This window comes from Herbiconiux solani NBRC 106740 (assembly GCF_001571005.1).
Taxonomy (GTDB): Bacteria; Actinomycetota; Actinomycetes; order Actinomycetales; family Microbacteriaceae; genus Herbiconiux; species Herbiconiux solani.
Map to the genome: position 1 here is coordinate 74,717 of NZ_BCST01000005.1, position 18,739 is coordinate 93,455.

Sequence of the window (18,739 nt, forward strand, 5' to 3'; positions counted from 1 at the left end):
CCAATTCGAAGGGAACACAGTGAAGCTCAAGAACGTGGCAGCGGTGGGCACTCTCGCCCTGGCGACCGCCCTGGCTCTCTCCGCCTGTGCAAGCGGCAGCAGCAGCAGCGGAACGCCTGACGCCTCCACCACGCCGACCACGGCGGCGATCGACTACAGCGCCCTGGCCGGCACCATCACCGCCGGCGGCTCCAGCGCGCAGGCGAACGCCCAGGCCGCCTGGGTCACCGCCTTCACGGCTCAGGCCAAGGGCGTCACCATCAACTACGACAAGTCGCAGGGCTCGGGCGGTGGCGTCACCAACTGGCTCGCCGGCAGCTACGACTTCGCGGGCTCGGACTCGCCCCTCAAGGCCGAGCAGCAGACCTCGGCCCAGACCCTCTGCGGCCCCGGCGGCGCGCTGAACCTCCCGATCTACCTCGACGGCGTCGCGGTCATCTACAACCTGGCCGGCGTCAAGGACCTCAACCTGTCCTCCGCCACCATCGCGAAGATCTTCTCGCTCCAGATCACCACCTGGAACGACCCGGCCATCGCCGCCGACAACCCCGGCGTGACCCTGCCCTCCACCGCCATCACGACCGTCACGCGGTCCGACGGCTCGGGCACCACGACCAACTTCACGAACTACCTCAGCCAGACCCAGCCCTCGATCTGGACGAACGCGCCCGGCAACGCCTGGCCGATCGCCGGTTCGAGCGCCCAGCAGGGCGGCTCGGGTGTCGTGAACACCGTCAAGGCCGGCGACGGCACGATCGGCTACGCCGACCACAGCGCCATCGGCGAGCTGACCTCGGCGAACATCCAGGTCGGGACCGGCACGGACTTCGTGCCGTTCAGCGCCGAGGGCGCCTCCAACGCCTTCACCGAGGCCGCGGCGACGCAGGACACCGGAATCAAGGGCGACCTCGCGCAGAAGATCGACTACACGAAGATCACCGACGCCGACGCGTATCCGATCCCGCTGATCTCCTACGCGATCCTCTGCACCACCTTCGCCGACTCGACGCAGGCCGAGCTCACCAAGAGCTACATCTCGTTCGTCGCGAGCGAGGTCGGCCAGCAGGTCGCCGCAAAGAACGCCGGCTCCGCCCCGATCCCGGCCGACATGCAGGCCGAGATCGCGACCAGCCTCGAGCTGATCAAGTAACACCGCACCACCGCACGACCCGAACACCCGCACCACCCGTCCGATCCGCCGTCAGGCTCGTCCACACCGATACCCTCGAGAAAGAGTGAAGTGAGCGACAACACAGCAGTTCAATCCGCCGCGAGGCCCACTCGTGCGGACGACCTGACGGCGACCGGATCGGCATCCGCACCCGGCGGCCCGCGATCCTCCAAGAAGGCATCGCGGCCGCCGCGTGCGAAGGCCCGCCCGGCCGACCGCATCTTCCTCGGGCTCTCCACCGCATCCGCCGCCTCGATCATGGTGATCCTGGCCGGCGTCGCGCTGTTCCTGATCATCCAGGCGATCCCGGCGATCATGGCCGACTGGCCGAGCAACTCGGACCTCAACGAGGGCCCCACCGCCGGCTATGCCAACTTCTGGACCTACGTGGGCCCGCTGATCTGGGGAACCCTGTTCTCCGCGGCGATCGCCCTCGTCATCGGCGCCCCGATCGCCATCGGCATCGCCCTCTTCATCTCGCACTACGCGCCGCGCCGCCTGGCCGGCATCCTGGGCTACCTCGTTGACCTGCTCGCCGCGGTGCCCTCCATCGTCTTCGGTCTCTGGGGCATCATCGTGATCCGCCCCTTCCTGCTGCCGCTGTCGGACTGGCTCAACACCTACCTGGGCTGGATCCCGCTGTTCGGCGGCCAGGTCTCGACCACCGGCTCCACGATCCTGGCCGGCGGCGTCGTGCTCGCCGTCATGATCCTGCCGATCATCACCTCCATCTCCCGCGAGATCTTCCTGCAGACCCCGCGTCTGCACGAAGAGGCCGCGCTGGCGCTCGGCGCCACCAAGTGGGAGATGATCAAGATGGCCGTCTTCCCCTACGGCCGCTCGGGCGTCATCAGCGCCACCCTGCTCGGCCTGGGCCGCGCGCTGGGTGAGACGATGGCCATCGCGCTCATCATCTCCCCCGCCATCCTCGTGTCGGTGCGGATGCTCACCGAGGGTGAGAACTCGCAGACCATCGCCGCGAACATCGCCCTGAACTTCCCGATCGCCACCACCCTCCAGCGCGAGGCGCTGATCGGCACCGGCCTCCTGCTGTTCGTCATCTCGCTGGTCGTCAACATGCTGGCCCGCGTGATCGCCGGCCGCGCCGGCGCCGGCGCGAAGCGGAAGCGCTCGAAGATGATGGCGCAGCTGCCGCCGTCCGACCCGAGCACGGTGCTCGCCGTCGACGACGTGCTCGCCCGCAAGGCCGCCGCCGGCCACACCGAGGGCGCCGACGTGGCCGAGCCCGAGATCGACGCCGAAGAGGCGGATGCGGGAGTCTCCGGACCCTTCGTCGCCGACGACCGCCCCGCCGACAGCACCGAGAAGCGACAGGGAGACGACGCGTGAGCGCCACCATCACCCCCACCCCCCGCCCGGTCGCACCGATCGGGAACGCCCTGACCTCGGGTCAGCTCCCCCGCTACGTCGAGTGGTACGTGCTCGGCGCCTCCCTCGCGCTCTCCGCCGTCATCCTGCTGCTGATGGGCTTCAACATCGCGGGCTGGCTCGTGCTGACCGCGGTGATCTACCTGATCGCCCTCGGCATCCTCTCCTCGGTGGTCGAGAACCGCCGGAAGGCGACCGACCGGGTCATCCGCGGCCTCGTCACGGTCGCGTTCCTGCTCGCGCTCGCACCGCTGATCTCGACGCTCATCACGGTCGTCAGCAACGGCATCGGCTCGATCAGCTGGGACTTCATCACGCAGACCTCCGGCTCGGTCTTCGATCCCGACACCCTCGAGGTGACGACCAAGGTCGGCGCCTGGCAGGCCATCGTCGGAACGCTGATCATCACCGGCATCGCAGCGCTCATCTCGATCCCGATCGGCATCCTGACCGCGATCTACCTGGTCGAGTACGCCCAGCCTAAGCAGTGGATGGCGCGGACCGTGACCTTCCTGGTCGACGTGATGACCGGCATCCCGTCGATCGTCGCCGGTCTGTTCGCCTTCTCGCTGTTCAGCCTGATCGTCGGCCCGAAAGCCTTCAGCGGCTTCTCGGCCTCGGTCGCGCTGTCGGTGCTGATGATCCCGATCGTCGTGCGCTCCTGCGAGGAGATGCTGCGCCTCGTGCCCGGCGACCTGCGCGAGGCCTCGTTCGCCCTCGGGGTGTCGAAGTTCAGCACGATCACGAAGATCGTGCTGCCGACCGCGATCGCCGGAATCGTGACCGGTGTGATGCTCGCCATCGCCCGCGTGATCGGCGAGACGGCCCCCATCTTCATGGCCGCGAGCTTCACCGACAACTTCAACGCCAATCCCTTCGAGGGCCCGATGCAGACGCTGCCCGTCATGGCGTACACCGGCTACAAGTTCCCGGGGCAGGACATCGCGGCATCCAACGCCTCCGCCTGGGGTGCGGCGCTGCTGCTGGTGATCCTCGTGGTCATCCTCAACCTCATCGCCCGCGTCGTCGCCCGGGTGTTCGCGCCCAAGGGCTCGCGGTAACCCGCCGCCGGCCCGTCACGCACCCGTCTCAGAACGCACAACGAAGAAGGATCAGCAGTGTCCAAGCGCATCGAAGTCAACGACCTCAACGTCTACTACAGCGACTTCCTCGCCGTCGAAGGCGTCAACATCAACATCGAGCCCCGCACCGTCACCGCCTTCATCGGCCCCTCCGGCTGCGGCAAGTCGACCTTCCTCCGCACGCTCAACCGCATGCACGAGGTCATCCCCGGCGCCCACGTGAAGGGCGAGGTGCTGATCGACGGCAACGACCTCTACGCTCCCGGCGTCGACCCGGTGCTCGTGCGTCGGCAGGTCGGGATGGTCTTCCAGCGGGCGAACCCGTTCCCGACGATGTCCATCCGCGACAACGTTCTGGCCGGCGTGCGCCTGAACAACAAGCGCCTCTCCAAGAGCGACGGCGACGACCTGGTCGAGAAGTCGCTCAAGGGTGCGAACCTCTGGGAAGAGGTGAAGGACCGCCTGAACCTCCCGGGCTCGGGCCTCTCCGGTGGCCAGCAGCAGCGCCTCTGCATCGCCCGCGCGATCGCGGTCTCCCCCGACGTGCTGCTGATGGACGAGCCCTGCTCGGCCCTCGACCCGATCTCGACCCTCGCGATCGAGGACCTGATCGAGGAGCTCAAGCAGGACTACACGATCGTGATCGTGACCCACAACATGCAGCAGGCCTCGCGCGTCTCGGACAAGACGGCCTTCTTCAACATCGCCGGCACCGGCAAGCCCGGCAAGCTGATCGAGTTCGACGACACCACGACGATCTTCTCGAACCCGACCGTGCAGGCCACCGAGGACTACGTCTCGGGTCGCTTCGGTTGAGCTGACGCCGACCACGAAGAAGCCCCCTCTCTCGATCGAGTGAGGGGGCTTCTTCGTGCTGCAGGCTGGGTGCTGTGGGCTCAGGCGCTCTGGACGACCAGGATGGGATCGGTGGTCGGGGCCTGGGAGCCTCCGGCCGGCTCGACCGTGACGCCCACGGCGTCACCCGGGGTCAGCGCGCCGTCGAGCACGTGCCAGGAGGTGCCGGTGCCGGCCGCCGTGAAGGTGCCGGCGGGGGCGGCGCCGTCGGAGTCGATGTACCAGGCCTCGTAGACCTTGCCGTCGGGCAGGCTGGGCAGCCCGTCGGCGAGCACCGCCGAGCGGCCGAGCTCGTTCGACCACAGGACCGTGGCATTGCCGCCGCCCTGCACCGCGACCGTGGTGCGCTGTGCGTCGTCCGCCGCGGTGAGCTGGGCGAGCTGCGAGGCGGCCGCGTCGATCACCGTGGTGGAGGAGCCGGAGTTCACGAGGGCGCTGCCCACGAATCCGCCGCCGAGGAAGAGCGCGGCTGCCGCCGCCGCAGCGGTCAGGATGCCGACGGGCCGGGTGAACCAGCGCCTCTGTGCGGCGGTCTCGCGGGGGCCGGCCACCGCATCCGACTCGGTCGACAACGCCACGGACGGTGCCGCTGAGGCCGCCGATGCGTCGGCGACCGGAGCCGGTGCCGCGGGTGCCGCCGAAGCGGACGCCTCGACCGCCGAGATCGGCGTGGAGGACGACGCCGGCGGGTCGTTGGTCAGCTGCGGGGTGAGGGCGATCTTCGCCATCAGGTCGGCCTTCAGCCGGGCGGAGGGCATGACCGGGGTCGCCGCCAGCCCGAGGAGGGTGGCGGTGCCGGTCAGTCCGTCGAGCTCCTCGCGGAGGCTCTCGGAGGAATCGGCGGCCCGCTCGATGGCCTCGGCCTCGGAAGGCGAGACCGCATCGAGGGCGTAGGCGCCGGTGAGCAGTCGCGGATCGCGGTCGTCGTCGGTCATGACGTCACGCCCATTTCGTCTCGGAGCCGGATCATCCCGTCACGCAACCGCGTCTTCACGGTGCCGACGGGGATGGCGAGGATGCCGGCGATCTCGGTGTGGCTGTAACCGCCGTAGTACGCGAGCGAGATGGCTTCGCGCTGGAATGCCGTGAGTTGCTGCATGGCCCGTTTCACCCTCTCGTGTTCGATCCGTATCTCCACGGTCTCGCTGACATTGTCGTAATCGGTCTCGATGTCGCGGAGCCCGATCCGCTCGTCGCGGTCGTGCCCGGCCTGGGAGGACCGCACGCGGTCCACGGCCCGGCGGTGCGACATCGTGAGGATCCACGACATCGCGCTGCCACGGTGTCCGTCGAACTTCGTCGCGGTCCGCCAGATCTCCAGGAAGACTTCCTGGGCGACCTCTTCGGACTGCGCGTGGTCGACGAGCACTCTCTTGATCAGACCGAGCACACGGGGTGCGGTCCGGTCGTACAGATCTGCGAAGGCCTGCTGATCGCCTTGGGAGACGAGTTCGAGCAGGCTCTCGAAGGAGACGACGGCATCGATGTTCTCGGCGTCGGTCGGCCCTCGGTCTGAACTCACGAGCTCAAGCATGACAGGTCACGCTCCGGATCGTGCTTCGGGTACCTCGGTCGACGTCCACAGCAGGTATTCGGAGTGAAGGCGCGCCTGGATTGCCTAGAGCGGATCTCGGTGTTCGGAGACACCGGATCGCGAGGCCGCCCGCGGCGCCTGCTCGCGGGGAGATGAGTGCCGGGCCGCAGAACGCCTCTCGGCGGAAGGCCGCTCGGAGCGGCGAATATTGGAGCCCGGGGTTACTGCGGCCCGGCTCCACCAGTTTACCCGGAACTCGAACTGCTCGGATGCGTGGAGTGGATGTGGATGCGATTTTCGGGATGCGCCCAGTTCGGCTCTAGTCGAGCTCGTCCGTGCGCCAGAGGGCGGCCGAGCGGGTCAGCTCGTCGCCGATCGTCTCGAAGCGGAGAGCGCGGGTGGTGAGCGTCGATGCCGTCTCGGGCGCGCCGATCTCGGCGTCGTCGGCGATCGAGAGGCAGCCCTGTGCCATGATCCGGCAGAAGGCGGCGGCCCGCTCGAGGGCGATCGCGAAGTCGCCGGTGAACAGCCCACGCAGGATCTGGTCGGCCAGCTCGGTGATCTCCTTGGGTCCGGTGGGCGACTCCGCGCCGGCCACCACGGGGTCGATGCTCGGGATGACCTCGGTGCCGCGCTCGAAGAAGTAGCTCGCCTGCTCGGGATCCTGACGGATCAGCACGCGCAGCAGGTAGATGCGCCAGAGGCTCCCCGGCAGGCTGCGCGGAGACGCGCGCGACCACAGCTCGGCGACCGCGTCGATGCCGTGGTCGTCGGTGAAGGCGAGCAGGCGGTCGATCACCTCGGGCTGGGGATCCTCGCGCACCCGGCTGAGCAGGGCCCCGGCCGTCTCATGGGCGACGCGGTTGATCTGGGCCGGATCCTCCCCGCCCTTGAAGGCCTCGAAGCTGCGCCCCTCGAAAAGGGTGGGTTTGTGGAAGTCGTCAGCCATGCGATCCATCATCCCCCACTCGTGGATGCGGAGGGCCGCCTCACGCCCAGAGCGAACGGCCCGCGCATCCGCCACCCCGATTCGCGCTAGATTGGTGGGCGAGGGCCTGTAGCTCAGTTGGCAGAGCATCGGACTTTTAATCCGCGGGTCGAGGGTTCGAGCCCCTCCGGGCCCACCCTCCTCGTCCGCGTCGTAAGTCATTCCGACGCCGTGCGCCGACTCAGCCCTCCGGGAGGGGCGAGCCGGTGGGGGCGCAGAGGGGGATCAAGGCGCTGTAGGCGTCGAGGTAGGCGTTGACGTCGGCCGGGTCGGCGTCGGTCGTGGGGAAGGACTTGCCCGAGAGGGTCTGCAGGGCGGCCGCGAGGTCGGTCCAGGCCGGGTCTTCGGCCGCGGCCTGCGCCCCGAGCGCCGCCGCCTCGGTGCGGTTGTCGCCCGGGCCCGCGATCAGCGCGCAGGCCGCGGCAGCGTCTCCGGAGGACGAGGGGTAGGGGGTAGGCAGCGCGGTCTGGTCGGCGGGCGGCGGGGCGCCGGGCGTGGATGCTTCGGGCGATGTGGGCGAGCCGGACGACGTGGGCGGCAGCCCGGTCGAGGTCGAGGACGCGGTCGCCGAACCACTCGGGGCGGGCTCGCCCGCCACGCATCCTGTCGGCAGAAGAACCACGCTCGCGCAGGCGGCGGCGATCCCGGCCTGGCGGATGCGCGACCTGCGGACAGGCCGGGCCGGGTGGTCGGGCCGGGTCGTCACGGCGAGGGCCGTTCGCGCGCGGCCGGGGTGCCCCAGCGGTTCCACGCCAGCACGTAGACCGTGAGCCCGGTGACCAGGCCCACGATCACCCAGAGCACCACGAGGAAGTCGATCCACGACCCGATCGGCGGCGACCCGGGCAGGAAGCCGCGGAGCGGCACCACCGCGAAGAGCATCGCACCCATCCAGCTCGTCAGGGTCGCCTCGACCTTGCGCTTTCCCCGGTAGGTGCGGATGGCCACGAACAGCACGAGCGTCGGCATCACGATCAGGAGGCCCAGCAGGAGGAACGCGAAGACGAGGGTGCTGGCGGAGCGGGTGACCGTCACGGCAACCGTGGGCACCGGGCGGGTCCCCGTCTCGTCGGTCACCGTCGCCCCGGTGTCCTCGTAGACGATGGAGCCGCCGAAGATCCAGCCGGGCACGTTCGCACCGACCTCGACGTTCGTCTTCAGTGGTTTTCGCACACCGTCTTCGGTTGTGTACGCCAAGGCGTAGATCTCCATGGAATGGGTGTCGAACGGGTAAGTCTCGATCGCGCCCTCGGTGAAGAAGACGGTGCTCGAGATCGTCGGGACGTCACCCGGTGAGAAGTGCACCACCTGGGCGCCCTCGACCGGGAGCAGGAGAAGGTCGAATCCGCGCGACAGGGCGACGGAACCCGGATCGTTCGGATCGTGGAAGGACTGCGGTGCCTCCACAGTCATGTCCATCGAGACCCGCTCCGTCACCGCATTGACCGATGTCGGGTTGAGGTGGACGATCACGGCCTCAGGGTCCGCCGGATCACCACTGTTCACCGTGCTCCCGCGGTTGCCGTAGGCGTACAGCAACTGCACCGCGACGTAGACGATCAGGGCCACGACGGCGATGCCGATGGCGATCCCGCGGCGGCGGGGGCGCGGCCGCGCACTCTCTGCGCTCACGAGCCGAGCATACCGAGCATCGCGGACATCGCGCCCGGGTCAGCCGCCCGGGTCAGCCGTCTGCGTCGGTGTGGGCCGGCTCGGCCATGATCCGCAGGTCGCCCCGGTTGGCCGCCGTGACCATGGCGTCGATCCAGGCCCGGTTGATCGAGGGCGGCCGGCCGCCGTAGAACTTGAAGCGCAGCGGGATCGCGGGATGCACCCAGAGGGTCTCGCGGCCGCTGCCCTGGTTCGCATCCATGTTCCAGGACAGCGAGAACGCCTCGTGGTTGCGGAGCTTGGAGAGGATCACGATCCGCAGGTGCGCGAGCAGGCGGTCGTCCAGCTCGATCTCGGACGCACTCGGCCCATAGATCAAAAGGCCCAAACCACCGCTCCCACGTTCAGCCGGAGGACTGTTCACTCCCGCTTTCCGAGCGTAATAGCCGGTGAAAAGCTCCCAAAATCACGCGATAGGGCTTGACAACGGGCTCGCCGATCCCGGCGGGATCCGCCCGGCGGTCGATCCCGGGAAGAGGCCCGTCAGCCGCCGGGCAGGAAGCGGAGACCCCACGCCAGCTCCCACCGCTCCCCCGGCGCCAGCCAGCGGAGACCGGTGCCCGAGTTGAGAGCGTCCGCCGGCGCGGTCAGCGGCTCGAGCGCGACCGCCCGGCGCGGCCCGCCCGGCCCGAGGAACTTCGTCGGCGTGAACACCTGCACGAAGGCGAAGTCGGGGCCAGCCCAGAGCTCGACTCCGCGCCCGTCGGGCGCCCGCACCGTCTGCCGGCTGAGCCCGTCCTCTCCCGTTGCGAGACCGCCGAACGCATGGTCGAGCTCGAGGTCACCGACCCGGCGGCCGCCCGAGAGGTCGGCGTCGGTGCCGGCCACCGGCTCCTCGGCGACCGGGATCTGCCGCTCGTCGGTCACGAACCGGGTCGTCGCGTCGACCGTCACCACGAGGTCTTCGGGCGGCACCTCGCCGACCCGGAGATACGGATGCGCGCCCACCGCGACCGGGGCGGGCTCGGCCGAGTCGTTCACGATCGTGTGCACCACGGTCATCCCGTCGGCGGTGAGCCGGTGCTCGACCGTCGTGCTGAGCAGGAACGGGTAGCCGTGCTGCGGGAAGACGCGCGCCTCGAGCACGACGCGGTGCGGGTCGGACTCGAGCATCCGGTACCCCGTGTAGCGGAGCAGACCGTGGCTGGCGTTGCCGGTCTTCGGCTCCGTGATGTCGAGCTGCTGGGGTTCGCCGTCGAGCGTCCAGCGCCCGCCGGCCACCCGGTTGGGCCACGGCACGAGCACGATGCCCGCGGCACCGGGCGGGGCCGACTCCTCGGGGAAGGCCTCGACGAGGGCGATGCCGTCGACCTCGAGCGAGCGGATGCCGGCCGCCACCTCGGTGACGACCGCGGTGACCACCCGGCCCTCGGTCTCGAGGCGGAGGGGGTACTGGGTTCCGGTGGGAGCGAGCACGCGGCCAGCCTAGCGCCGGCAGACGAAGACGTCCCGCCCCCGGTGCGATGACCGGGGACGGGACGTCTCAGGGGAGGTGCCTCAGCCTGCGGTGCAGGGGGTGAGGTTCTCGACGGCCTCGCTCAGCGAGCCCGGTCCGCCGAGGAGGGTGACCTGGCGGGCGCCGAGCGCGGTGATCTGCGCCTGGGTCTCGGCCGGGACGCACCCGGACGGGACCGTGAACAGCGGAGCACCCAGCTTCGGAGCCAGCGCCGACCCGGCGAGGGCATCCGGGAACTTCTCACCCGTCGCCAGGAGAACCCGGTCGGCCGAGGTGAAGAAGTGCGCGTTGATCGCCCGCGACGACGCATACCGGTCAGCACCGGACAGGCGCTCGGTGGTCGCGATACCGGACGCGGCGGTCTGGATGCCGGCCGAGACCGAACCCTCACCACCGGCGATCACGATGTCGGTCACCTCCAGCTCCTTCAGCAGGCCCGTCGTCGCCGCATCCAGACCGGATGCGGTGCCGTCGACCAGGATCACCGGACCCTGACCGGCGATCGCCGACCCCGCCGACAGAGCGTCGGGGAAGTTCGACCCCGCCGCCAGCACCGCCGTCTTCGCCCCGGACTCGCCGAAGGTCGCCTCGGCGATGGCCCGCGAGGTCGAGTACCGGTCAGTGCCCTCGAGGCGCTCGACCGGAGCGATCTCGTTGAGCGCCGCCTCGACGGCCGGGGTCACCGTGTTCTTACCGCCGACGATCACGATCGAGCTCGGGCGGAGACGACCGACCTCGCCGAGCACACCGGCCGACAGCGAACCGGCCTGCGTGAGCAGGATCGGTCCATCGGCCGCAGCAGCGGCAGGAGCCGCCGACAGCGCGTCGGGGAAGGACTCCCCCGAGGCGATGAACACCGTGTCGGCCCCGCCCGGGAAGCCGGCCTTGGACGCGGCCACGGAGGCCGAGTACCGGTCGGCGCCCGCGATGCGGTCGACGGGGATGGCGATGGTGAGCTCGGCCGACTCGGTGAGCGCCGATCCCGCACCGACCGCGCTCAGCGCGACCGGGCCGAAGGCGGCGTCCTCAGGAATGGTGACCGTGAACGACACGCTGCCGTCGGTGCTGACCACCGGGGCCGTCGCCGGCGTTCCCCCGAGGGTAAGGGAGACCGACTCGCCGCCCCGGAAGCCGGTTCCGGTGACCGTGACGGTGCCGCCCGGCTCGACCGTGGTGGCCGAGAGACCGAGCACGCCAGGGGTCGCGAGCGCCTCGGCGCACGCATCCCCCTGCACACCGACCGCGGGAGCGAGCGGAGCCGTCTGGCCGCCGATCACGACGCCGTCGTCCTCACGCACCTTCACGTAGCCGAAGGAGTCGCCGATGGTGGAGCCCTCCTGCGTGTTCGAGATGGTGGCACGGAAGTTCGCGGTCGCCGCCCCGCTGGTCGCGGTGTCGCCGTTCGTCGGGACCGACACCGCGATGCAGCGCTGGCCGGGCTCGAAGGTGAGCTTCTGCATCGCCAGGTCGACCTTGCCGTCGGCCGTGCCGACCGCGCTGAAGTACGCGGTGGTCGGAACGTCCTGAACACGCGAGAGCACGACGGGCACGTCGACACTTCCGACGCCGTTGCCCTCCTCGATGTTCACGTCCGGCACGGAGAGCGTCGGCCGGGTGGAGATCTTCGCCGTGCCGATGGTGGCGGGCTTGATCACCGAGAGGTCGGACAGCAGCACGCCACCGGCGGCACGGGGAGCGGTGAACCGCACCTCCTGCACGTCGGTGAGGTCGACGCCCGTGAAGGCGGTCAACGGGATCGCGATCTGCTGGAGCAGCATCTTGCGCAGCGGTGTCGCCGTTCCGGGGAGCACCGTCAGGGCGTCTCCGAACGAGGACGCGGGGACCGCGGCCACCCCGCCCTTGGAGTCGACGAGGGTCACCGTGAGGTCGGTCGACCCCACGACGGTCTCGTCAGGCGTGACACGGAAGGACAGCTTCTCGAACGAGCTGAAGTCCTTCGCGCCGTCCGTGGTCGGCACGCGCAGCTGGCCGGCCGCGGCGGTCGCACTGGCCGGAGCGGTGTAGGTGAAGTGCAGCGAGGTGGTCGCCGGCACCGACTGGGCGAAGTTCGCCGGAGTGAAGTCGGGCACCTGCGAGGTCGCCAGCGCCGCGGTGGCGCAGGGCGCCAGCACGCCGGGGACCGGACGGTTGGCCAGGCTCTCGCAGTACGCGTACGTCCCCGACCCGAGCACGCGGACCCGGGAGTCCACGGCGTCGAAGTTGTTGATGTCGCTGCGGAGCGACGCGGGGAGCGAGGCCGAGACGCGGATGTCGGCGCGACCGGCCGAGACCGGCTTCGCGTCCGAACCGTCGAACATCGGCAGGAACTGGTTCTCGCCGCCCATGGTGAGGCGGAAGAAGCCCGAGATGTAGGCGGTTCCCACGGCGTACTGCTCGTCATCGGTCAGACGGGTCGGCGCGGTTCCGTAGCCGCAGACCGGGTTGGTCTGCGTGCGGTCCTGCGCGGCCCAGTCGTCCGAGGTCGAGTAGGGGTACTTGCTCGGCGTCCACGAGGTGTTGAAGAAGTTGTGGTCGGTGCCCATCACGAGGAGCGAGGAGCGGAGCACGTCGTCACCGTAGGCGTGGCGCGAGTCGTCGAAGAAGTGCTGACCCTGCAGGTTCGAGACGTCGCCGTCGCAGTACGGCAGGATGACGGCCATCGGCACGTCCGGCAGCGTCATGCGGCCGAAGTCGGTCGGAGCCAGCGGCAGCACCGACTCGATGCCGAAGGGCTCGGGCAGCTCGGCGTTCAGCAGGGCGGCGCGCACGACGCCGTCACCGCCGCGCGAGTGGCCCATGAGCCCGACGTGACCGAGGTCGAGGCGGCCCTTGAGCGCCGCGCTGACGCCCTCGGGAGCGGTGCCGGCGTCGGCCTCCCTGAGCACCTGGAGGTGGTCGAGGACGAGCTGACCGCGGGCGACCGCGCCGTTGTCGTCGGACAGGGTGCCGTCGAGCGCGTTGATCGCGTTCGCCGAGATCGACACGACCGCGTAGCCCTGGCTGGCGAGCGCCTCGGCCGAGGCGTTGTAGCCGAGGTAGCTGTCGATGTCGACCTGGTCCGGGTTGCAGGGCCAGGAGGCGGGGTTGCGGGTTCCGCCGGAGCAGGAGGTGTGACGGCCGTGGAGGAACATCACGACCGGACGCTCGCCCGTGGCGCCGACCGGCATGAACACGGCGGCGCGCATCTCGCCCTTGCGGCCGAAACCGCGGATGTCCTCGGCCTCGTCCCCGAGGTCGTAGTCGGCGCGCTCGACCGCGTACTGGCCGTGCGTGGCGGGGTCGGCGGCGAGCACGGGGGCGGCGAGGGTCTGCGCCGAGCCGGCGCCCTCACCGGTTCCGGCGCTCGAGGCCGCACCGGCGTCGACCGGAGAGGCGGGGTCGCCTTCGCCGTCCCAGCCCTGCAGGACCGAGGTGGCGGAGGCGGTAGCGGGATCCGCCGTGGTGACCGTCAGGGTCAGCCCGTCGAGCGACTCCTGGGCGATGCCGAGCTCGACCCCGTCGGCCCAGAGCGTGGGCGCGGCACCGCGCAGCTCGATCGGCTCGGCGAGGGTCTTGGTGACCTGGTAGCCGCCCGGAACGGGCACGACGCTCCAGTCGGAGCCCTGGGTCACGACGACGTCCTGGGTCACCGCGGGCGCGGCGAAGGCGGAGGTCGTCGCCAGGACGGGTGTTGCGGCGAGACAGAGGGCGGTCGCGAGCGCGAGCCGCCGCCATGGTCGGAAGGAGGGGGACACTGTGCTCCTCAGCGGTAGGGATTCGGAATTCCTCCGCCGTGCAGCCGTCCGCGAGCCCCACACTCCGGTACGTGCCCGACGGTGGGTGATTCCGAACCTACCGAGGGATCATTTCTCCGGTCGTCGATTTAATCGAAGCGAAACCGGGGAAACGAACTTGTTACACAACCGCGCTCGCGCGCCGCTCCGCCTCGTCCACCACGTTCTTCAGGAGCATCGCCCGCGTCATCGGACCGACCCCTCCGGGCACCGGCGACAGGAAGCCCGCCACCTCGGCGACACCGGGGTCGACGTCACCGACCAGGCGCGCCTTGCCGGTCTCCTCGTTCAGCACGCGGGTGATCCCCACGTCGAGCACCGCAGCTCCGGGCTTCACCCAGTCGGCCTTGATCAGGCCGGGCACGCCCACCGCGGCGACCACGACATCCGCCCGCCGCACCTCGGCGGCCAGGTCGACCGTGCGGGAGTGCGTGAGGGTGACCGTCGCATCCACGCCCTTGCGGGTGAGCAGGAGGCCGAGCGGGCGGCCGACCGTGAGGCCGCGGCCCACCACGACCACGTGCTTGCCGCTGAGCTCGACGCCGTAGCGGGTGAGCATCTCGACGATGCCGGCCGGGGTGCAGGGCAGGGGCGAGTCGAGCTCGCCCTCGACGCCGAGCACGAGCCGGCCGAGGTTCGTCGGGTGCAGGCCGTCGCTGTCCTTCGCCGGGTCGATCAGCTCGAGCATGGCGTTCTCGTCGATGCCCTTCGGCAGCGGCAGCTGCACGATGTAACCCGTCACCGAGGAGTCGGCGTTGAGGAACGCGATGGCCTCACGGACGTCGGCCTCGGTCGCGGTGGCCGGGAGGTCGACGCGCACTGACTCGATGCCCACCTCGGCGCAGTCGCGGTGCTTGCCGGCGACGTAGGAGATGGATCCCGGGTCTTCGCCGACGAGCAGCGTGCCGAGCCCGGGCGCGATGCCCCGGGCGCGCAGGGCGGCGACGCGGTCGGCGATCTCGGACTTGATCGCGGCGGCGGTGGCGACCCCGTCGAGCCGGACGGCTACCACTTCTCGAGGCCCGGGTAGAGCGGGAAGCCGTCGGTCAGCGTGAGCACGCGGGCGCGCAGCGCCTCGACGTCAGGCGCCGGCTGCAGCGCGGTCGCGATGATGTCGGCGACCTCGGTGAACTCCACGTCGCCGAAGCCGCGGGTGGCGAGCGCCGGAGTGCCGATGCGGAGCCCCGAGGTGACCATCGGGGGGCGCGGGTCGAAGGGCACCGAGTTGCGGTTCACGGTGATGCCGACCTCGTGCAGGATGTCTTCCGCCTGCTTGCCGTCGAGCTCGCTGGTGCGCAGGTCGGCGAGCACGAGGTGCACGTCGGTGCCCCCGGTGAGCACGTCGACGCCCGCGCCACGGCTGTCCTCGGCCGTCAGACGGTCGGCGAGCAGGCGGGCACCGGAGAGCGTGCGCTCCTGGCGGTCGCGGAACTCCGGCGTCGCGGCGAGCTTGAAGGCGGTGGCCTTCGCGGCGATCACGTGCATCAGCGGGCCGCCCTGCTGGCCGGGGAAGACGTTCGAGTTGAGCTTCTTGGCCAGCTCGGTGTCGCGGCTGATGATGAAGCCCGAGCGCGGGCCGCCGATCGTCTTGTGCACGGTGGAGGAGACCACGTCGGCGAAGGGCACGGGCGAGGGATGCACGCCCGCGGCCACGAGACCGGCGAAGTGGGCCATGTCGACCCAGAGCTTGGCGCCGACCTCGTCGGCGATCGCGCGGAAGGCGGCGAAGTCGAGGTGGCGGGGGTAGGCCGACCAGCCGGCGATGATCACCTGCGGCTTGTGCTCGAGCGCCTTGTCGCGCACGACGTCCATGTCGACCAGGAAGGTCTCGGGGTCGACGCCGTAGGAGACGGCGTTGTAGAGCTTGCCCGAGAAGTTGAGCTTCATGCCGTGGGTGAGGTGCCCGCCGTGGGCGAGCTCGAGGCCGAGGATCGTGTCGCCGGGCGTCGCGATGGCGCTCAGCACCGCCGCGTTGGCGGTGGCTCCCGAGTGCGGCTGCACGTTGGCGTACTCGGCGCCGAACAGCGACTTGGCGCGCGCGATCGCGAGCTCTTCGGCGATGTCGACGAACTCGCAGCCGCCGTAGTAGCGGCGGCCGGGGTAGCCCTCGGCGTACTTGTTGGTGAGCACCGAGCCCTGGGACTCGAGCACCGCCCGGGGGACGAAGTTCTCGGAGGCGATCATCTCGAGCGTGCCGCGCTGGCGGCCGAGCTCGAGCTTCAGCACCTCCGCGATCTCGGGATCGACCTCGCTGAGGGGCGCAGTGAAGGTGTCGAAGGTGTCGGACATGGCGGGCTCCTTTTCGGCGTGACGGACTACGGGTGTCGGGATCCGTATCGACCCAGGCGCGCGGCCGAATCCCTGTCCGTCGCTTCCCGATGGTGACCATCTGAACGCCAGTTGCGACGCGCCAAGCCTACCTCAGGAGGGTTCGGCCCCGCGAGGGTCGGCGGCCCCTCGCGGGGTCGCCTCCCCTGCGGAAGTCAGCGGCGCTGGGCGCGCCGCGTGAGGGCCGGGGTGACGGCGAGCAGCGCGATCCCGAGCGCCAGGGCGACCAGGTAGATCCACGGCAGCGAGCCGAGCCCGAAGGCGTCGAGGAAGAATCCGCCGACGAGTGCACCCAGCCCGATGCCGGCGTTGAAGGCGGTGGAGTAGAACGCGCTGGCCGAATCCCGGATCGCGGGCGACGCCACGTGCATCAGCCGCGTCGGCAGCAGGGTCGGGATGACGCCGAACGCGATGCCCCAGACGAAGAACGCGCCGATCGCCACGACCGGCTGGGCCGCGAACAGCGCGAGCAGCAGCACCGAGGCGCCGGTCGCCGCGAGCGCGACGACGAGCCCGGTCGTCGGCCGTCGGCCGAACAGGGCGCCCGCGGTCAGCACGCCGATCGCGCCGGCGATGCCGTAGACCAACAGGAGCAGGCCGACCTGGCCCTCCGCGATGCCCATCTGGCCGATCATGAACGGCGCGATGTAGGTGTAGAAGGAGTAGTTGCCGATCATGACGACGGCGACCAGGATGCAGATCAGGGCGACCACGGGGATCGTCTGGTCGAGCGGTCCGCGACGGCGGGCGGCTCGGATCGAGGCCGTGTCGGTCGAGACGTCGAGGTGCTTGCGGTGGTCGACCCGCGGCAGCAGCAGCCAGATCAGCACGGCGCCGAGCACGGCGAGCACGCCGATGCCGAGGAACGGCACCCGCCAGCCGAAGGCGTGGCCGACCGTGGTGGCCAGCGGCACGCCGAGCACGAAGGCGAGGGTGCCGCCTCCGGTGGTCATCGCCACGGCGCGGCCGATCTGCTCCTTGGGCACGAGGTGGGCCGAGTAGGCACCGACCACACCCCAGAACACGCCGTGCGCCATGCCGCCGATCACGCGGGCGACGACGAGGAACTCGAAGCTCGGGGCGAGGCCGCCGGCGATGCTCGACGCCGCGATCGCGACCAGCACGAGCATCAGCAGGGTGTGCCGGGGCACGCGACGGAACAGGAAGGTCAGCGGAACGCTGGTCAGCACCACCGCGAACGCGAAGAAGCTGATCAGGAGGCCGGTCTGCGACTCCGAGACCCGGAGCGAGGAGCTCATCTCGGGCAGGAGGCCCGTCGGGATCATCTCGGCGGTGACCGAGAGGAAGACGGAGACGGAGAGGACGGACAGGCCGCCCCAGGGGAAACGTCGGACGACCGGCGTCGTGCCGGTCTGAGGGAGTTTGGTTGTGGTCACAGCAGTGCGCACCATTCGAAGACATCTCGAAATTCGGCGGACAGAGGAGGCTCGAGTGCCGTTCCTGACGACCTGAAGCACGGGCCGACGAAGGAAAGCTGCGCGGCCGGTGACGACTTCGTACATGCCCGTGGCCGGACGATGACCGTGCGACCACTGACTATTGTAGCTGAGGGGCATCCCCCGGCAAGAGGAGATTCGCTATGGCGCTGCCGCACAACCACTGGGTACTCACCTTCGTCTGCCCCGACCTGCCGGGGATCGTGCACGCGGTCAGCGGCGCGGTCGTCGCCTCGGGCGGCAACATCACCGAGAGCCAGCAGTTCTCCTCGGCCGACACCGGCCGGTTCTTCATGCGCCTGCAGGTGCAGTCCGAGGCCGATCGGGCCACCTTCGAGGCGGCCCTGGCCCCGGTCGTCGAGCACTACGGCATGACCTGGCGGCTCGACGTCGTCGGCCGGCCGCTCCGCACCCTCGTGCTCGTCTCCACGGCGGCGCACTGCCTGAACGACCTGCTGTTCCGCCAGCGCAACGGCCAGCTGCCGGTCGAGGTGCCGCTGGTGCTCAGCAACCACGGCGTGCTCCGCGACCTGGCCGGGTTCTACGACGTGCCCTTCGAGTCGCTGCCGGTGACGGATCCGGCCTCCAAGGCCGCGTTCGAGGAGCGCGTGATCGAGGCGGTCGACACCTACGACATCGAGCTCGTCGTGCTGGCCCGGTACATGCAGATCATCTCGCCCGAGCTCTGCGAGCGTCTCGCGGGCCGGCTGATCAACATCCACCACTCCTTCCTGCCGGGCTTCAAGGGCGCCAATCCCTACAAGCAGGCGCACGCGCGGGGCGTCAAGCTGATCGGCGCGACGGCGCACTTCGTGACCAGCGACCTCGACGAGGGCCCGATCATCGAGCAGAACGTGGTGCGGGTGGATCACACCCGGACGACGGCCGAGCTCGTCGCGATCGGGCAGGACGAGGAGAGCCGCACGCTGACGCAGGCGGTCAAGTGGTTCGCCGAGGACCGCGTGCTGCTCGACGGCGCGCGCACGATCATCTTCCGCTGACGCGGACGCTGACCGGGGCTCGGGCTCGGGCTCG

Annotated in this window: 15 protein-coding genes, 1 tRNA gene, 1 pseudogene and 1 riboswitch; of the genes and pseudogenes, 6 read left to right on the forward strand and 11 right to left on the reverse strand. The window is 70.1% G+C overall.

From position 1 onward, the window contains the following. The first annotated feature begins 19 nt into the window (after window positions 1-19). The 4 genes and pseudogenes from pstS to pstB all read left to right on the forward strand — a co-directional run bounded on the left by pstS (window position 20) and on the right by pstB (window position 4,458). Window positions 20-1,150 (forward strand): phosphate ABC transporter substrate-binding protein PstS, encoded by a 1,131-nt coding sequence (pstS, locus tag HSO01S_RS10015; RefSeq protein WP_066040958.1) that lies wholly within the window; start codon window positions 20-22, stop codon window positions 1,148-1,150. 144 nt (window positions 1,151-1,294) lie between these two features. Further along, a pseudogene (gene pstC, locus HSO01S_RS10020) lies at window positions 1,295-2,284 on the forward strand (phosphate ABC transporter permease subunit PstC); the annotation flags it as partial. A 233-nt stretch (window positions 2,285-2,517) separates the two neighbouring features. Continuing rightward, window positions 2,518-3,621, forward strand: a complete 1,104-nt coding sequence (gene pstA, locus HSO01S_RS10025; RefSeq protein WP_169799973.1) for a phosphate ABC transporter permease PstA — start codon at window positions 2,518-2,520, stop codon at window positions 3,619-3,621. Between the two features lie 57 nt (window positions 3,622-3,678). Further along, window positions 3,679-4,458: a phosphate ABC transporter ATP-binding protein PstB gene (gene pstB, locus HSO01S_RS10030; RefSeq protein ID WP_066040960.1), complete on the forward strand. Its 780-nt coding sequence runs from the start codon at window positions 3,679-3,681 to the stop codon at window positions 4,456-4,458. Between the two features lie 80 nt (window positions 4,459-4,538). Here pstB and HSO01S_RS10035 read toward each other — a convergent pair whose 3' ends face one another. From HSO01S_RS10035 to HSO01S_RS10045, 3 genes are all read right to left on the reverse strand, one after another. Further along, on the reverse strand, window positions 4,539-5,432 hold the full coding sequence (locus HSO01S_RS10035; RefSeq protein ID WP_066040962.1) for an anti-sigma factor: 894 nt from the start codon (window positions 5,430-5,432) through the stop codon (window positions 4,539-4,541). Continuing rightward, window positions 5,429-6,031 (reverse strand): sigma-70 family RNA polymerase sigma factor, encoded by a 603-nt coding sequence (locus HSO01S_RS10040; RefSeq protein ID WP_084361539.1) that lies wholly within the window; start codon window positions 6,029-6,031, stop codon window positions 5,429-5,431. Before HSO01S_RS10040 ends, HSO01S_RS10035 begins: the two co-directional genes overlap by 4 nt. A gap of 319 nt (window positions 6,032-6,350) precedes the next feature. After that, complete coding sequence (locus HSO01S_RS10045; RefSeq protein WP_066040963.1) at window positions 6,351-6,980, reverse strand: DNA-directed RNA polymerase subunit beta; 630 nt, start codon at window positions 6,978-6,980, stop codon at window positions 6,351-6,353. Between the two features lie 102 nt (window positions 6,981-7,082). Between HSO01S_RS10045 and HSO01S_RS10050 the strand changes: the two genes are divergently transcribed. Then, window positions 7,083-7,155: transfer RNA gene (locus HSO01S_RS10050), tRNA-Lys, on the forward strand. Window positions 7,156-7,200: 45 nt separating this feature from the next. On the opposite strand, the gene HSO01S_RS10055 is transcribed toward HSO01S_RS10050, so the two are convergent. The 8 genes from HSO01S_RS10055 to HSO01S_RS10090 all read right to left on the reverse strand — a co-directional run bounded on the left by HSO01S_RS10055 (window position 7,201) and on the right by HSO01S_RS10090 (window position 17,644). Continuing rightward, on the reverse strand, window positions 7,201-7,725 hold the full coding sequence (locus tag HSO01S_RS10055; protein ID WP_157079012.1) for a hypothetical protein: 525 nt from the start codon (window positions 7,723-7,725) through the stop codon (window positions 7,201-7,203). Beyond that, window positions 7,722-8,651 carry a DUF8686 domain-containing protein gene (locus tag HSO01S_RS10060; RefSeq protein ID WP_066040967.1) on the reverse strand — a complete coding sequence of 310 codons (930 nt, stop codon included), beginning with the start codon at window positions 8,649-8,651 and terminating at the stop codon, window positions 7,722-7,724. Before HSO01S_RS10060 ends, HSO01S_RS10055 begins: the two co-directional genes overlap by 4 nt. A 52-nt stretch (window positions 8,652-8,703) precedes the next feature. Further along, entirely contained in the window at window positions 8,704-9,018 is a 315-nt protein-coding gene (locus HSO01S_RS10065; protein ID WP_245635966.1) for a DUF7882 family protein, read from the reverse strand. 155 nt (window positions 9,019-9,173) lie between these two features. Next, window positions 9,174-10,106: an aldose 1-epimerase family protein gene (locus HSO01S_RS10070; RefSeq protein ID WP_066040971.1), complete on the reverse strand. Its 933-nt coding sequence runs from the start codon at window positions 10,104-10,106 to the stop codon at window positions 9,174-9,176. 81 nt (window positions 10,107-10,187) lie between these two features. Then, window positions 10,188-13,880 carry a cell wall-binding repeat-containing protein gene (locus tag HSO01S_RS10075; RefSeq protein WP_066040973.1) on the reverse strand — a complete coding sequence of 1,231 codons (3,693 nt, stop codon included), beginning with the start codon at window positions 13,878-13,880 and terminating at the stop codon, window positions 10,188-10,190. Between the two features lie 160 nt (window positions 13,881-14,040). Continuing rightward, complete coding sequence (locus tag HSO01S_RS10080; protein WP_066040975.1) at window positions 14,041-14,931, reverse strand: bifunctional methylenetetrahydrofolate dehydrogenase/methenyltetrahydrofolate cyclohydrolase; 891 nt, start codon at window positions 14,929-14,931, stop codon at window positions 14,041-14,043. Then, complete coding sequence (gene glyA / locus HSO01S_RS10085; RefSeq protein ID WP_066040977.1) at window positions 14,925-16,208, reverse strand: serine hydroxymethyltransferase; 1,284 nt, start codon at window positions 16,206-16,208, stop codon at window positions 14,925-14,927. The genes HSO01S_RS10080 and glyA overlap by 7 nt, the downstream gene beginning before the upstream one ends. A gap of 43 nt (window positions 16,209-16,251) precedes the next feature. Beyond that, a riboswitch (ZMP/ZTP riboswitch) is annotated at window positions 16,252-16,333 on the reverse strand. Between the two features lie 69 nt (window positions 16,334-16,402). Further along, complete coding sequence (locus tag HSO01S_RS10090) at window positions 16,403-17,644, reverse strand: MFS transporter (RefSeq protein WP_245635967.1); 1,242 nt, start codon at window positions 17,642-17,644, stop codon at window positions 16,403-16,405. A 203-nt stretch (window positions 17,645-17,847) separates the two neighbouring features. Between HSO01S_RS10090 and purU the strand changes: the two genes are divergently transcribed. Further along, window positions 17,848-18,705 (forward strand): formyltetrahydrofolate deformylase, encoded by an 858-nt coding sequence (purU, locus tag HSO01S_RS10095; RefSeq protein WP_066040983.1) that lies wholly within the window; start codon window positions 17,848-17,850, stop codon window positions 18,703-18,705. Window positions 18,706-18,739 lie beyond the last annotated feature (34 nt).